General features: G+C 43.7%; 14 protein-coding genes. 4 read left to right on the top strand and 10 right to left on the bottom strand.

The features are described 5' to 3' along the window. Positions 1–16: 16 nt before the first annotated feature. The 10 genes from purF to pepN form a co-directional block, all read right to left on the bottom strand. Complete coding sequence (gene purF / locus TQ33_RS04870) at positions 17–1,537, bottom strand: amidophosphoribosyltransferase (protein ID WP_046561058.1); 1,521 nt, start codon at positions 1,535–1,537, stop codon at positions 17–19. Between the two features lies 1 nt (position 1,538). Continuing rightward, complete coding sequence (locus TQ33_RS04865; protein WP_084616926.1) at positions 1,539–2,207, bottom strand: CvpA family protein; 669 nt, start codon at positions 2,205–2,207, stop codon at positions 1,539–1,541. Between the two features lie 92 nt (positions 2,208–2,299). Beyond that, positions 2,300–3,061: an SPOR domain-containing protein gene (locus TQ33_RS04860; protein ID WP_046561057.1), complete on the bottom strand. Its 762-nt coding sequence runs from the start codon at positions 3,059–3,061 to the stop codon at positions 2,300–2,302. Next, positions 3,052–4,368 carry a bifunctional tetrahydrofolate synthase/dihydrofolate synthase gene (gene folC / locus TQ33_RS04855; protein WP_046561056.1) on the bottom strand — a complete coding sequence of 439 codons (1,317 nt, stop codon included), beginning with the start codon at positions 4,366–4,368 and terminating at the stop codon, positions 3,052–3,054. Before folC ends, TQ33_RS04860 begins: the two co-directional genes overlap by 10 nt. Before the next feature lie 14 nt (positions 4,369–4,382). Further along, positions 4,383–5,246 (bottom strand): acetyl-CoA carboxylase, carboxyltransferase subunit beta, encoded by an 864-nt coding sequence (gene accD / locus TQ33_RS04850; RefSeq protein WP_046561055.1) that lies wholly within the window; start codon positions 5,244–5,246, stop codon positions 4,383–4,385. Positions 5,247–5,346: 100 nt separating this feature from the next. Next, a complete protein-coding gene (gene truA, locus TQ33_RS04845) occupies positions 5,347–6,135 on the bottom strand; it encodes a tRNA pseudouridine(38-40) synthase TruA (protein ID WP_046561054.1) in 789 nt (262 codons plus the stop codon). A gap of 77 nt (positions 6,136–6,212) precedes the next feature. After that, a complete protein-coding gene (locus TQ33_RS04840; protein WP_046561053.1) occupies positions 6,213–8,516 on the bottom strand; it encodes a FimV/HubP family polar landmark protein in 2,304 nt (767 codons plus the stop codon). 256 nt (positions 8,517–8,772) lie between these two features. Further along, a complete protein-coding gene (locus TQ33_RS04835; protein ID WP_046561052.1) occupies positions 8,773–9,792 on the bottom strand; it encodes an aspartate-semialdehyde dehydrogenase in 1,020 nt (339 codons plus the stop codon). Between the two features lie 58 nt (positions 9,793–9,850). After that, a complete protein-coding gene (locus TQ33_RS04830) occupies positions 9,851–10,174 on the bottom strand; it encodes a hypothetical protein (RefSeq protein ID WP_046561051.1) in 324 nt (107 codons plus the stop codon). A gap of 71 nt (positions 10,175–10,245) precedes the next feature. Then, complete coding sequence (gene pepN / locus TQ33_RS04825; protein ID WP_046561050.1) at positions 10,246–12,939, bottom strand: aminopeptidase N; 2,694 nt, start codon at positions 12,937–12,939, stop codon at positions 10,246–10,248. A 132-nt stretch (positions 12,940–13,071) separates the two neighbouring features. On the opposite strand from pepN, the gene TQ33_RS04820 reads away from it, so the two are divergent. The 4 genes from TQ33_RS04820 (at position 13,072) to TQ33_RS04805 (ending at position 15,419) form a co-directional block, all read left to right on the top strand. Next, positions 13,072–13,437: a hypothetical protein gene (locus TQ33_RS04820; protein ID WP_046561049.1), complete on the top strand. Its 366-nt coding sequence runs from the start codon at positions 13,072–13,074 to the stop codon at positions 13,435–13,437. A 33-nt stretch (positions 13,438–13,470) separates the two neighbouring features. Beyond that, complete coding sequence (locus TQ33_RS04815) at positions 13,471–13,821, top strand: metal-binding protein (protein WP_228640448.1); 351 nt, start codon at positions 13,471–13,473, stop codon at positions 13,819–13,821. An 8-nt stretch (positions 13,822–13,829) separates the two neighbouring features. Beyond that, positions 13,830–14,375 carry a hypothetical protein gene (locus tag TQ33_RS04810; RefSeq protein WP_046561047.1) on the top strand — a complete coding sequence of 182 codons (546 nt, stop codon included), beginning with the start codon at positions 13,830–13,832 and terminating at the stop codon, positions 14,373–14,375. A 228-nt stretch (positions 14,376–14,603) separates the two neighbouring features. After that, positions 14,604–15,419, top strand: coding sequence for an MBL fold metallo-hydrolase (locus TQ33_RS04805; protein ID WP_046561046.1), 816 nt, complete (start codon positions 14,604–14,606; stop codon positions 15,417–15,419). Positions 15,420–15,682 lie beyond the last annotated feature (263 nt).

The raw sequence follows: 15,682 nt of genomic DNA, 5'->3' as shown, positions 1-15,682 counted from the left end.
TCTCATAATCTAAGCACTATTGGTTATGCAAATCCATGACCATGGCAGAATTTTCAATCTCAGAAGTTTCCTGAGAAGACTTCGCCATATCATTACGACGTTGCTCAAGCTCTTGCAAGTAATTCATATCGATATCACCTGTTACATACTCACCCGTAAACACTGACAAATCGAATGTTTTAATCTTAGGGTTACCCTCTTGTACCGCTTCTACCATCGCATCGACATCTTGATAAATGATTTTATCAGCACCAATAATTTCACCAATTTCTTCTTCCGTACGATTGTGCGCAATCAACTCATCGGCTGCAGGCATATCGATACCGTACACATTCGGATAACGTACTGGTGGCGCTGCAGAGGCGAAATACACTTTATTTGCCCCAGCCTCTCTTGCCATTTCAATAATCTGCCCTGAGGTGGTACCTCGAACAATTGAATCATCGACTAGCAACACATTTTTGCCGCCAAATTCAAGATCGATGGCGTTTAGCTTCTGACGCACACTCTTCTTACGCATTTGTTGACCAGGCATAATAAAGGTTCGGCCAATATAACGGTTCTTGATGAAACCATGACGCATCTTTAAATTCAGCTCATTCGCTAACTGCATGGCAGAGGTGGTTGACGTATCAGGAATTGGAATAACCACATCAATATCATGATCCGGCCATTCACGTAATATCTTCTCTGCCAGCTTCTCGCCCATGCGCAAACGCGCTTTATAGACAGAAACGTTATCAATCAACGAGTCCGGACGTGCTAAGTAAACATGCTCAAAAATGCAGGGGGCGAAGGTATCTTCTTCAATACACTTTTCAGTATGTAACTGACCATCTTCAGAAATAAAAACGGCATGACCAGGGCCAATATCATCGATCAGTTCGTAACCTAAGGCGTCAAGCGCAACAGATTCTGATGCGACCATAAATTCAGTTCCATTTTCAGTTTCACGCTTGCCATATACAGCTGGGCGGATACCGTAAGGATCACGAAAGCAAAGTAAGCCGTGACCACTAATCAAAGCAACTGCTGCATAAGCACCTTTACAGCGTTTGAATACTTCACGCACGGCTTTGAATATATCTTGTGGTGATAACTGATTTTTCTCTAGAATTTGCAGCTCATGAGCTAATACATTCAACAAAACCTCTGAATCTGAGTTCGTGTTTAAGTGACGACGGTCAGTTGAATATAGATCTCTCTTTAGGTTATCTGAGTTTGTCAGATTTCCGTTATGAGCTAGAGTGATACCGTAAGGTGAATTAACATATAAAGGCTGGGCTTCAGCAGATGTAGAACTACCTGCCGTCGGATAACGGACATGGCCAATACCCGAGTTACCCGTTAAACGTCTCATGTGTCTTGTGTGAAAAACATCACGCACGAGACCGTTATCTTTACGCAAATACAACTTACCCTGATCGCTAGTGACAATCCCTGCCGCATCTTGACCTCGGTGTTGCAACACAGTTAACGCATCAAATAAGCTTTGATTTACAGGGGACTTACCAACGATTCCAACAATACCACACATACTAATTTTGCTCGTCTTTTTTGGTTGAAGAATTTGTTTCAGATGAATCATCATCTGTAGAAGACTGTGCACCAGCTCCGTCGGCCTTCATTTCTGAAGTATCGAGTCCTTTCATTTTCATCAATGCGCCAATAGCATCAGACTGTGTCATTGGCTCACTATCCCCTTTACTGTCAGGGTTGTCATCTTTAAGTTCTGGTACCACTTGTCCCAACTTTTCGTAGAACCAAGCAGCAACAACTTCCATATGAGGAATTAAACTGGATTCGCCCCACCACTTATCTTTAGGCACAGGGGTAAACTGCTTCAATCCAAGGACCAGTAAAGCTACAATCAAGATGCCTCGTAGAGCACCAAAAAACATACCTAAGAAACGGTCAGTACCGCTCATGCCTGCAGCATCGACCATACGACCTACAGCATAATTAATAATGCCGGCGATAATTAGAATGGCTACAAAAATGGCTAACCAAGAAACACCCAACCGGATGCTATTGGTTTCAATATGATCAACTAGGAGTTCGGAAAGAGGCTCATAGAACATCTTAGCGATGAAAAATGCGGCTATCCAGCCAGCTAGAGATAAGGCTTCTCGAACAAAGCCACGGAGTAAACTGATCAGCGCTGAAACGCCAATGATCGCTAAAATGACCCAATCAACCCAAATCATTAAAGAGCTGCCTCATAGAATTCAGTGCGCATTTTAACAGAGGTAAGCCTTCAGCGGAATATGCTTTATAGGCTTTCTGTAACATCCTGTTTTTAATGGTCTTGAGGGTCAAACTCAATAACCTTAACCGCTGCCCCTACAATTTTCTCTAAGCCTTCAGTGCGCTTTTCTGCTGCACTTTGATCAGGGTAAGGCCCCACAAAGACTCGTGTATATTCCTTCGCATCACGCTGATAAGCTCTAAAACCCTTGTTTCTCAATTCGGCCACTAAGCTAGTGGCGTTTGCTTTATTAGAGAATGAACCGATTTGAATAACCCAAGCTTTCTCAGCGAAGTCTGGCTTTTCTGCCGTTTCTGGGGTCTTTTGGATATCATCATCTGCAACAACCGATTCTTCGACAGTTTCTTTAGTCTCAGTCGCAACCGGCTCTGTAATTTGCTCATCGGCACTGTCAGTTGATCTCGGTTTGGTGTTATCAACCGTGTCTACTGGTTTATCGTTATTATCATTCTCCGTTTTAGTGACTTGAGACGGTATTTTTGCCTCTGATGTATTCTCATCAGTAATGTTAGCTTCGCTTGCGTCTTGTGGTTCGGAACTTGTCTGCGATTCAATTTCTTCAATTTTTGCGGGTACTTGTATTGCCTTCTCAGGCTCATCTTCATCGAGATTAATGGTTATAGAGCCTTCGTCTCCATCCTGAGATGTAATATTTAAGGTTGCTTGCTCTGGAATTTTGCTTTCTATCTCCTGATTATATTTTTCACTGTCTAGAATCATCGGCAAGAAAAAAACAGCTAACGCTAAAATAACGCAAGCCCCAACCAATCTATGCTTAAGCTTTATATCCACGCAAAACCTTCTTTATTCCAATGCTCAACAAACAAACCTACTGTAATGAAGGAGCCAAAAACCACCAATACATCATCAGTTCCAAGGCAAGATCGCCCGATACAAGACTCACTAAACTCACTTAATGAACCGTAACACTTAGCGGTATTTTGCGACACTTCAGGTAAATTTTGCAACAGTTCAGCGCTCTTTTTACCACGCGGTTCAGGTAAATCCAATAAATGCCACTCATCAACCTGCTTCATTTCAGCCAATGAAGACTGGCAGTCTTTGTCTTTCAGCATGCCACAAAGCGCAACCACCCGTTGTGAACCTTTGTCTTTAAATTCTGCTAGCTTTTGATTCAATAACTTAGCTGAGTCAGGATTATGGGCAACATCTACAATAATTGTTGGGCTTTCCGACAAAACCTGAAATCGCCCTAGCACTGATAAGCTTTCAAACGCCTTATAAGTCGCCGCATAAGACACGTTTTTGGCAGACAGGGACTGATAACAGTAAGAGAAAGCCGTTAAACCTGCCGCTAGATTTTGTAGAAATAACTCATTAAGAGGAAGTTCATGAAAATCTAACGATAGATTATTACACTGATAACTCCAGTACTTACGATCGAGTTGGATGCAAAAATCGCGTTGAGCCACCCAAGGAATACAGCCAACCGTTTCACAGTGCGGCAAGAGTAATGACTCCGTTTCCTTATCTGCAATGATTAACGGCCTATCCCGCCTGGCCACACCAGCTTTTTCTCCAGCTATTTGCTTTAAATCACTGCCTAACCAATCGACATGATCTAGGCCAATGGATGTCACCACACTGATATCCGAATCAATGATATTAACCGCGTCCAGGCGTCCACCTAAGCCGACCTCAAGCACAATCAAATCAAGCTGTTGCTGTTTAAACAGCCATAGCGCAACCAAGGTCGTAAACTCAAAGTAGGTCAGCCTCGTATCGCCCTTAGCCTCATAAACCGCACGAAAGCCCTCGATGATGAGTTCGTCAGAGGCACTTTCGCCATTAAGCTTCATGCGCTCGTTAAAATGAATCAAATGGGGCGACGTGTAGCATCCAACAGACACTTTATGACTGACCGCTAGTGCTTCAATCGCGGCCACAGTAGAACCCTTACCGTTAGTCCCGGCCACGGTAATCACCTGAGCATCTAAGTGGATTAGATCTAGTCGGCGGGCGACTTTCTGTGCACGCTCTAAACCAAGTTCTATGTTATGAATTGAGTGGGCTTGCTCTAACCAAGCAAGCCACTCATCAAGATGGGTAAATTGTTGAGGATTGTCAGGGATTGACAATGATATCGTCTCTTCTAGGCTGCTGGTTTATCAGACTTCAGCAATTTTGCTGCCAAGGATGAAACTTTATCGCGCATATCACGGCGATCAACAATCATGTCAACAGCACCATGCTCCAGCCAGAACTCGCTAAGACGGAAACCTTCTGGTAGCTTCTCACGAATGGTCTGCTCGATAACACGCTGCCCTGCAAATCCAATTAATGCCTTCGGCTCTGCGATATGAATATCACCAAGCATAGCCAAACTCGCAGTAACACCACCCATCGTTGGGTCTGTTAAAATCGTAATATACGGTAAGTTATTCTCGGATAGCTTAGCCAAAACAGCGCTGGTTTTCGCCATCTGCATCAAAGACACCAATGCTTCCTGCATACGCGCTCCGCCACTTGCGGTGAAACAAACAAAAGCGGTACGCTTTTCAATAGCACGGTTAACGGCTCGTACAAACTTTTCCCCGACTACGGAGCCCATAGAGCCGCCCATGTAATCAAAGTTGAAAGACGCTACAACCATCGGCACGCCCTTAACGGTGCCTTCAAAAGCAATCAGGGCATCATTCTCTTGGGTTTTCTTTTGTGCCGCTGAAATACGGTCTTTGTATTTCTTGGAATCGCGGAACTTCAACATATCAACAGGCTTCATGTCCGCAGCGATTTCTTGTTTTCCGTCTTGATCTAGGAATAATTCAAGCCGCTCACGAGCACTCAGACGCATGTGACTGTTACACTTCGGACACACGGATTGATTTCGCTGAACTTCTGCATAATACAATACAGACTCACAGCTTTTACATTTACTCCATACGCCTTCAGGTATGGATTTTTTGCGCTCCCCCTCAGGGTTGCGTTTCGGTAATAATCGTTCTAACCAGCTCATAAATATCTAAATTCGTTATCGCCAATCTAAGTCGTTGCATTGTAACAGGTTTCAGCCTAAACGGAACAGAGTTCTGGTAATACCTGTTGTAATGATGTTTTCATTTTTCTGGTAAAAAAACAGGCCCAACAGGAAGTCTTGGTAAATCAAACTGTTGAGGATAATCCACATCAATTAAATAAAGTCCATTAGGGCTCGCTGTCGCAGGCGCTTTATTTCTATCCTCAGCCTCTATCAGTTCTTTAACCCAAGTGTATGGCTTAATCCCTCGTCCTACCTCAATCAAAGTGCCGGCGATGTTTCTTACCATGTGGTGCAAAAAAGCATTAGCCTTTATATCAATGACTATATACTGCCCATATCGTTCGACTCGAAGATGTTCAATAAACCGAAATGATGTTCTGGATTGGCAGCTTGACGCCTGAAACGATGCAAAATTCTTTTCACCTGGGAAATACTGGCAGGCCAAGTTCATCGCCTCTATATCCAAGGGTTGGCGGCACCAGGTTAATCCTTTGTGCATAATCGCAGGCCTAGCGTGAGTATTAGCAATAATATAACGGTAACGGCGTGCAGTCGCACTAAAACGCGCATGAAAGTCGTCTGGCACCTGCTGCGCCCAACGCACTGCAACAGAATCAGGTAACTGCGTATTGGCACCCATGGTCCAAGCTTTTAAAGGTCGTTCGTTGCTTATACTAAAATCAACCACCTGCCCAGTGGCATGCACCCCTGTATCGGTTCTACCTGCACAATTAACCTGCACAGACTCGTCAGCTATGTTGCTGAGTACTTTTTCCAGCGTTTGTTGCACAGAAACCGCATGAGATTGTCTCTGCCAGCCATAAAACTGACTACCATCATATTCAATCCCTAAGGCAAACTTCATCGATTAAACCTACTTAACCCTTATACAGATACAAAAACACCGGGCAAATTACCCGGTGCTTCCTTGGAAGAACTATTCTACAGTTCTGAAAGCAACTTGTCTGCTTCCGCACGCTGCTCACTGTTACCTTCGGACTTGATTTCCTCCAAAATATCTTTGGCAGCATCATCATCGCCCAGTTCCATGTAAGCTTTAGCCAAGTCAAACTTGGTCGCCGCGTCATCAGCACTAAGTCCAGCTCCACCTTCATCGGCATAGTCCATATCAGCACCATCATTTGAACTTGTATCGTCCTCTTGAGTCACTAACTCTTCATCATCTTGGCTACTGGTAAACTCAATAGAGTTATCTTGTTCAGCGCTAGGTTCACTTTCAGTAGAGGTGTCTAGCTGCTTTTCAAAATCTCCCAAGTCTAAATCAAGCGTATCATCATCGCTTGAGCTAACTTTCTCGATATCATTGACATCAGAGTCGAGTTCAGTGCTTAAATCTAAATCTACAGGCTCTTTGTCTTCGTCAGAACCGAAAATATCGTCTTCACTAGGCAAGTTCAATTCATCAGAGTCTGTACCCATTTGAATTTCAGACTCATCAGGAGCAATCAAACTAGACAGGCTTGCAACTTTCAAACCTAATGACGAGTCATGATCAAAATCTTCAGGGAGTTCATTCTTTAACTGGTTGAATTTTTGTGTATTTTGCTGGCTTGCCACCACTTCCATCAACTTTACACGGACGTCTTGGTTATTAGGATCTGCAGCTAGCGCATCTTCAAGCACATTCTCAGCTTCCGATAATTTACCACGAGCAATTAAAATATCTGCCGAGCTCACCGGATCAACATCTTCGTCAGGCGCTTGCATGCCACTATCGCCGATGAATGACTCTCTACTCTTCTTAGGTTTTGCTTCATTAGCCGCTGTCATCATGCCCAACAAGCCACCGTCATCTTCAACGTCCTGACTATTGCGACGGTAAATAATGCCACCACCAATCAACAGAAGAAGCACTAAGCCCCCTCCAGCATACAGCCAAAAGTTTTCAGCTTCATAGAATGGTTTATCAGAGTTATTTTGTAGTGAATTCACAGGCGTTGGTTTTGACTTCGACTCAGCCATACCATCAGCGTCATTGCCAGACTCGCTAGTGGTATTAGCAGTAGCAGTCTCGTCATTATTGTCCACTCTATCTGCCGCCGGCTCATCCACACCAACTTGATCGGTCTCGTCGGCCGCATCCGCAGCGCCAGACAAGACGGATAGTGTTTCATCTTCAACTGCCATACCATCATCAGTAGCATTCTCGGTTGTAGATAAGTCGGAACCAAACTCTGTGGACTCGCCATCTGTCGACGAACTGAGACTAGAGTCTGCCGAATCGTTCTCAGCCACATCGCCACTCATTTCGTCATCAAGCGTGCTGCCACCAGAATCCTGAGAAGTACCTTCATCAACACTGCCGATACTTAAACGTCCACCAGAATTTTCAGGCTCATCAACCTCTGTCTCTTCGACACTCTTACGAACGTCTAGTGGCGCTTCATCACGGTTGGTAGCGCTACGAATTGTATTAAGTGCTGCAGTTTGCGAAACATCACTGATTGCGCTTGTTTCTGGCACGGTTAAAACTGCGCCAGCCTTCATGCGATTTATATCATTATTGATGAAGGCTTCGGGGTTATTATGAAAAATAGCGAGCAAAGTTTGTTGTACTGACACTCCCTCAGGGCGTACAGACTTAGCGATACTCCAAAGGGTTTGTCCGCGCTCAACGGTCCAATTGTCACCACTAAACTCTGCTGTAGAGGCCAGTTGACGAGCCTGCTCGTTAACTTTTGTCTGTGGTGGCTTAGGTTTGGCTGACGGTTCGTTGGAAGTCGTATTTTGTTGGGGTTGAGTTCGTTGTGTCGTCTCAGGGGGAGTATTAGTAACACGACGCTGGGAAACAGGAGCCGTGGTTGGTTGAGGGGTTGGCGTCGTTTTTGCAAAAACTGGAGGGTCGAGTAACAAAGTGTACTCACGCATCAAGCGCCCTTGAGCCCAGTTCAGCTCTAACAGAAAGTTAACGAATGGCTCTTTAATTGGATCACGACTTTCTACCACAATAGCTTTTGAACCATCATTTTTTGTGATGATTTTAAAGATTAGAGAGTTGTGATAGGCCTCGCGCTGAACTCCAAATTTGTTGTAAGACTCATAAGAGGCAAGTTTGGCTCGTAGATCATCCTCACTTACATTGCGTGAAGATAGCAACACAATTTCAGCCTTTAGCGGTTGGTTTAACCCTGAGTCCGCATCAATATCTCCAAGCCCCAACGACCAAGAAGATGGACTGATTAGCGCAGCTGATACAGCAACTGTTGCAGCCAATTTACGAAACATAACTTTCCCCTCATTGATAAAAATCATCGAATAGCTTCGACTAGATTCCCAATTTTATATCTTAATTTTAACCAGCGAACTTACCACAGTACATCCATATTTCAGTAAGATAGGAAGTGATGTGTGCCTCGTTTTGATAAATGCTTCACAAAACATTACCCAATTTCCCTAAATACCGCTTAGATGTGATGTTCATTTTAGCATCACATCTAAGAATGTACTTTAAGTTTTCACTCGTTAGGTACTAATTTTGCTACTATAAATGATTTTTTACAAGTATCTCTGCAATTTGAACGGTATTTAATGCGGCGCCTTTACGAACATTGTCCGACACGATCCACATCGCAAGCCCATTTTCGATGCCTACATCTTGGCGAATTCGGCTGACAAAAACGTCGTCTTTTCCGCTAGCATGAGTGACTGGCGTGGCGTAATCTAACTGCGACATATCGTCTACAACCGTTACCCCTTCAGCCTTTTCTAGCAGTTCTTTAGCTTGAATAGAGGCTAAAGGCGCTCGAGTTTTAAGGTGCACAGCTTCCGAGTGTCCAAAAAACACTGGGACTCGAACTGCCGTGGGGCTAACCGCGATACTATCGTCTTCAAAGATTTTTTGAGTTTCCCAAACCATCTTCATTTCTTCTTTGGTATAGCCGTTATCTTGTAATGCATCGATATTTGGAAGCACATTAAACGCAATCTGCTTATCGTAAACCTTTGCGGTAGCTTCTCTGGCATTAAGCAACTCAGCTGTTTGCTTTGCTAACTCTTCAACCGCTTTTTGACCTGAACCAGACACTGCTTGGTAGGTACAAACGTTAATATGCTCGATACCCACAGCATCTTGGATTGGTTTTAAAGCCACCATCAACTGCATGGTTGAACAATTTGGGTTTGCAATAATGCCACGGTTCTTATAGTCCGCAATTCGCTCGGGGTTAACTTCCGTCACTACTAATGGAATATCATCGTCATAACGATACTCCGACGTGTTATCAACCACGACGCAACCAGCTTCAACCGCTTTGGGCGCATATTCACGAGAAATCGAGCCCCCTGCTGAAAATAGCGCCACATCGACCTGCGAAAAGTCAAAGTCCGCAAGGTCACGCACCATCACAGACTTACCGTTAAACATTAATCGTTCGCCCGCAGAGCGCTCGCTCGCAAGCAAATAAAGATTATCAACTGGGAACTTACGTTCCTCTAAAATTTCACGAATCGTAACACCGACTGCACCAGTAGCACCAACGATCGCTATGTTTGCCTTTTCCAATGAAAAACTCCTCTAAAAGACAACTAATAAAAAATAATGTATTACAGCAAGGTTTAAGCTATTTGCGTTTATTGAACATCATCCAAACACGCATGATGATATAACCAAAGAAACCCGCTGCCATAAGGTATAATGCAACCTGTTCCCAAACCTCGCTGTTCTGCGCTGGAGGGAAGAACTTCAATAGGAAGCCTGCTGCAAAGGCAATAACGGCTAAAAAAGATAAAGACTGTAACCGACGGTTTTTCTTTAGCTTTTGAAGGTGTGACGCTCGTTGTAACTGCTCCTCTGTAGTGCCTTTAAGGCGAGCCCCACAGTGGCTGCACGTTTCTGCTTTACTCGAAATTCTTTTATTACAAACGATACACTGAATAATAGCCATAATATTGTCTCTGCTGAATTCTCTCTCAATTATTAAAATAAATCTAAGAACCGACGGTTATATCTAACGCCCTACTTTAACGCCTTGCTGGCAATCTCGTACACATCTTTTGATAACTCAGGCATGCTTAAGATTTCTTGCAACTGTTGCTGCATTTTCAACTGACGTTCCGAATCAAATTTACGCCAACGATTAAAAGCCCCTGTTAAACGAGCCGAAACTTGTGGGTTTATGGCGTACAAGGCTTTGATCTGACGCGCCAAGTACTCATAGCCTCGGCCGTCTGCACGATGAAACTGGCTTGGATTGGCTCCAGTAAACGCACCAATAAGCGAGCGAACCTTGTTCGGATTTTTAAGCTCGAATGATGGATGATCCAGTAATGACTCAATTCTGTCAATGGTTTCATCGGAAGGGTCTGTCGCCATGATCGCCAACCACTTATTCACCACCAACTCTTCATTTTGCCACTTCTGATAAAAGGCTTCTGCAACCTTCATCTTCTCGCTGTAATTAGAATGCACGATTAACTGCAACGCGGTGCTGGCATCCGTCATGTTATTAGCGTTATTCAGCTGTTTTAAAGCCAGTTGGTAAGCATCGTCTTTCTCAAGCGCCATGAGATAACAGAGACAGGTGCCCGCAATAGCCCTTTTAGCCACAGACCCTTTATCTTGTTCAAAATCACCGATGTGGTGATTAGTCTGATAATGCAACAACCAGTCCAGCTCAAGCTCTTCTGCCAAGCGTCGCTTTAAAAACTGACGCGCTGTAATTAAATGATCAATATTGATTGAGTCAACTTGCTCAATCAAAGTACTGACGCCCGGGATAGTCAGAGCCAATGATTTGAACTGTCCATCCAAGCCACTATCGTCCAACAAGTTCTTAGCTGCATTGATCACAGACTCGTCGAAGGATAACTCAATGCCGTCACTCAGTTGCTCGCACAAGTCAAAAATGACTCGACTAAACAACTCTTGCCCCGCCTGCCAGCGATTAAAAGAGTCCGAGTCGTGTGCGAATAAGAAGATCAAATCAGATAGCGAGTAATCGTAACGCAGCTTCACAGGTGCCGAAAAACCTCGCAAGATGGAAGGAATATGCTTTTCAGGCACCTCATCAAAAGTCACACTCTGCTCACCAGCCATGAGATGGACAATATCTCCTTCGACTCGCGCATCTGACTCGCTGACTGGCAATGCCTTCAGTTCAATGTCGTTACCCAGCTCATCAATCAAGCCAATTTTCACAGGAATATGAAACGGCTCTTTCTCTTCCTGCCCAGGTGTTGCAGGACAAGACTGCTTCAAATGTAACCTTAACTGGCGCTTGTCTGCCTCATACTGGCTGGTGACTTCCACTTCTGGAGTACCGGCTTGCGAGTACCAACGTCGGAATTGCTTTAAGTCATAATGGTTAGCGTCTTCCATGGCGCGCACAAAGTCTTCGCAGGTGACCGCTTGGCCGTCATGACGTTCAAAATACACATCCAAACCACGCTTAAAGCCATCACGCCCTAGCAAAGTCTGGTACATACGAATAATTTCAGCACCTTTGTTATAAACCGTCACGGTATAGAAATTATTCATCTCAATATAAGAATCTGGGCGGATTGGGTGTGCCATTGGCCCCGCATCTTCGGCAAACTGATGTGAACGAATAACTTTCACATCTTCAATGCGCTTTACGCCATGGTCCGTTTGATCCGCGGTAAACTCCTGATCACGGAAAACCGTTAACCCTTCTTTTAGGCTTAACTGGAACCAGTCACGGCAGGTCACGCGATTCCCCGTCCAATTGTGGAAGTATTCATGCCCTATAACCGCTTCCACATCAATAAAATCAGTGTCTGTAGCCGTATCTTGGCTCGCAAGCACATACTTGGTGTTGAATATGTTGAGGCCCTTGTTTTCCATGGCCCCCATATTGAAATCGCCCACTGCCACAATCATGTAGATATCAAGGTCATACTCTAAACCAAAAACCTCTTCATCCCATTTCATGGCCTTTTTGAGCGATTCCATGGCATGGTGACATTGGTCCAACTTGCCTTTATCCACATAAATCTCAAGGCGAACGTCTCGCCCTGTCATAGTAGTAAAGCTACTGGTCAATAAATCATAATCGCCGGCACACAGCGCAAATAAGTAGCTCGGCTTCTTAAACGGATCTTCCCACACCGCAAAATGCTTACCAGTTTCAAGGTCGCCGTGTTCAATACGATTGCCGTTAGATAATAAGTGGGGAAATTGTTCAGCATCGGCTTCAATCCGAACGGTAAAAGTACTCATCACATCAGGACGATCTGGATAAAAGGTAATCTTGCGGAAGCCCTCAGCCTCACATTGAGTACAATACTTTCCGCTGGATAAATACAAGCCTTCAAGGCTGGTGTTGGTATCAGGTGATATTTTAACTTTTGTAGTTAAAGTAAAGCGCTTCGGAGGATTTAAAACCTCTAAGCCGTCATCAAACGAGCGATAGCCCTCTTGGCCTAGCTCTTCACCATCAATGGCAATCGAGAGTAGCTCCAAATCCACACCATCCAAACGTAACGGCTCGTTACTAGCAACATCAGCCTTACGCTGAATCGTTAGCGTCGTATCCACAACCGTGGCATTTGGCGCTAAATCAAACGCCAAGTACACGCTCTCAATATCGTATGGATACGGCCTATAATCGCTACGGTAATGGACTTGAACTTCCTGCTGTGGCGCCTGCTCTTGAGAAGCGCTGTCTTGATGACTGCTACTATCGCTCATGATGTCGTTGCTTTAACCCTTGATTTTGAAATATTGGTTCGAACAAAATGAAAAGTCCGATTGTAGCAATCTTAGGTCAGATCCGATATAACATAGCGCAAGAAAGCAAAAAGAACACAACGGAATAACAATATGAGTACGTTTAGGTGCCTATTCTGCATACTACTTCTAACCCCAGTAACTGCAATGGCTTCAGATATGGGTGGCATTTTCTACTTACTGACAATTCCCGCCAGTATCTTACTTCTGATCATAGCTCTCAAAGTGGCCTTCAAACAGAACAAATCCTCAGGGATGGTGACGATTATTGGATTAGCTTTGGCAACGGTTTTCATGACTCTATTTATGACCGGCCACACTTATACACGCACTGATGCTTTCGGTATGCAGGTAGCGCTTTGTATTGCTTTTATAATCCCCGTAACAATATGGCTTGTAAGGGATAAACAAGAAGACGAAGAAACTCTGACTGAAAGCATAGAAAATAAAAACGAATAAAGGCTTAATAGTTATATGTGTCGATGCAATCAAATGCCCAATGTTTTTGTTGGCAATGACGAAAACAATCCTTTTGGCGAATCTCTGGAAGAACTCGAATGGGCGCCACAGCGCTGGGCCACCCTAAACCGCTGCCCTGTCTGCCAACAGCTATGGCACATCGAGATCGCCAAACAAAACGATATCGGTGTATGCGCCAAAATAGCCTCAGAGCAAGACTGGCAACAACTCGACACCACCAACCTCAAAATCCAACTCATGGTCCAAAACCGTGGCGGCATCACCAACGATACCTGCCAATGGAAACAATGCGACCAACTCTGCGTCAAAGGCCTCGCCTTCTGCCCCAGCCACGCCTATTTTGAGATGGATATAAAGCTGTAGGAATCCATATGAGCCAAAAATCTAACCAAGACTTTGAAGCAAAACTTTTAGCCAGCAAAGTAATGCTAAACTCTGCTGAAATATCTTCTACGTTTGCTGATAAGTTTATAAATTGGATTGTAGCAGGGTCAGGAGCCTTACTTTCTGTAATATTTAGTACTCAAACCTCACTATTAACAGAGCAGAACAGCCAGCTTTTTATGTCTTCGGCATATATTTACATATTTATTGTTCTACCAATGACATGCTTATCAAAACTTCTTACTTCAGCCATACAGGGAATGGCCATATCTGCAACTAGGATGGAGGCTCATATGAAAAATAATAACCACATTGAAGACTTAGACATGAATGCATTTATGAAAGAAGTTGAGAGTTCAACTTTGCCAGGATTTAAGTGGTTCGTTGCACGCTCCTTCAATAAAATAAGAGGAGGAGATATTTTTAGTGCCAATAGGAACATATACAGGTGCGCTCAACTTCAAACATACCTGATGGTAATAATTTTAATCCTCGCAATAGTAAGTATTTATAAATTATTAAGCATTATTTAGCACTCGGTTAACCGCTAGCTCCCCCCTGAAGTGAGCCGAGCGAGTAAAAGTTATAGATTCTGAATCAAGTTCAGAATGACAATAACTCAACACAATGGCCCCAAAATGTCTAAAGGAAAGAAAGTTTACTCATAAGAAACACTTTGACACATAAGCATACCCACTCTTAACATTCTCACCGATACAATCAATCGCATAAATTACGGAAACCACAAAAAAGGGAACTTCATGTTAAATCCGAGCAAGTTCAAAACCTCACTAGTAACATTACTATTTTTCACCTCGATTACTTTAGAAGCCAAGGAAGTTGACCTTATTCCTTACGAAAAAGTTAGCGACGACTTTTACGTATTACTTGCTGATGGCTACGGCTCCAATGTCGGAATCAAAGTAACAAACGATGGGCTCATCATCGTTGATACTATGCTTGCCAAATCCAACCAGTCATTAATGGCGACCATTGAATCGATTTCAGAAAAGCCGGCAAAACTTGTGGTGAATACTCATGATCATATGGATCACACGGGTAATAATAAATCGTTCATAGAACTTGGTGCGGCTAAGCATACTCACGGAGAGATGAGTAATAACGATCTCAATATCGTCACCACTAACGTTGCTTCACACTCCTCTAACGACCTCCTCGTCTACTTTCCCGACAGCAACGTTCTTATGATGGGCGACAGCTTCACCAACAACTGGTACCCCACGTTCTGGGCTGGAGGTCTTGCTGGGCAAACTGTAATCATTGATAAAGCTTTAGAGCTTGCAAACAAAGACACCACAGTCGTTCCAGGGCATGGTTTCATAACCAATACTGAAGGACTTAAGCGCTATAAAGAAAATGCCACCAACTGGGTCAACCGAATAATGGAGCTTCATCATCAAGGATTAAGCACTGAAGATATTGCTAAAGACGAAGCGCTAAACAACCTACTCAAAAGGTTCGCTAACGGTGTGAGACCTGTAAAAGACTTGAAAAGAATGATGGAGCACTTCATTAATAAAACTATCGAAGTAGAACTTAAGCTATCCACCAAGTAGTTTATCTCGTTTAAATGTACTAGGGCGCAAATCGCGTCCTAACCGTACCTAGTGATATTAACAGTACTTTTGCCTAAACTTCTTAAGATGACAGAGCGGCTGGTAGTCATAGAAAAGTGATTATTACAGTGCCAATAAACGCTTGGATGAATGTTGTTTCATGAATAGTTTCCTTGCACAGTACTTCCAACTTTCTCTAGTTCACTTTATTTCAACCACAGATTGATAACTTCTTCCTATACAGCTGTCACACTAACTTCATC

It is taken from the genome of Kangiella geojedonensis, assembly GCF_000981765.1.
GTDB lineage: Bacteria > Pseudomonadota > Gammaproteobacteria > Enterobacterales > Kangiellaceae > Kangiella > Kangiella geojedonensis.
This window is presented reverse-complemented; position numbering and strand designations above follow the sequence as displayed.

Bases quoted from the DNA above. Each gene is read 5' to 3' on its own strand.
- purF (WP_046561058.1), bottom strand. From the start codon at position 1,537: ATGTGTGGTATTGTTGGAATCGTTGGTAAGTCCCCTGTAAATCAAAGC.
- TQ33_RS04820 (WP_046561049.1), top strand. From the start codon at position 13,072: ATGAGTACGTTTAGGTGCCTATTCTGCATACTACTTCTAACCCCAGTA.
- pepN (WP_046561050.1), bottom strand. From the start codon at position 12,939: ATGAGCGATAGTAGCAGTCATCAAGACAGCGCTTCTCAAGAGCAGGCG.
- TQ33_RS04840 (WP_046561053.1), bottom strand. From the start codon at position 8,516: ATGTTTCGTAAATTGGCTGCAACAGTTGCTGTATCAGCTGCGCTAATC.
- TQ33_RS04805 (WP_046561046.1), top strand. From the start codon at position 14,604: ATGTTAAATCCGAGCAAGTTCAAAACCTCACTAGTAACATTACTATTT.
- TQ33_RS04830 (WP_046561051.1), bottom strand. From the start codon at position 10,174: ATGGCTATTATTCAGTGTATCGTTTGTAATAAAAGAATTTCGAGTAAA.
- TQ33_RS04865 (WP_084616926.1), bottom strand. From the start codon at position 2,207: ATGATTTGGGTTGATTGGGTCATTTTAGCGATCATTGGCGTTTCAGCG.
- TQ33_RS04810 (WP_046561047.1), top strand. From the start codon at position 13,830: ATGAGCCAAAAATCTAACCAAGACTTTGAAGCAAAACTTTTAGCCAGC.
- accD (WP_046561055.1), bottom strand. From the start codon at position 5,246: ATGAGCTGGTTAGAACGATTATTACCGAAACGCAACCCTGAGGGGGAG.
- TQ33_RS04815 (WP_228640448.1), top strand. From the start codon at position 13,471: ATGCCCAATGTTTTTGTTGGCAATGACGAAAACAATCCTTTTGGCGAA.
- truA (WP_046561054.1), bottom strand. From the start codon at position 6,135: ATGAAGTTTGCCTTAGGGATTGAATATGATGGTAGTCAGTTTTATGGC.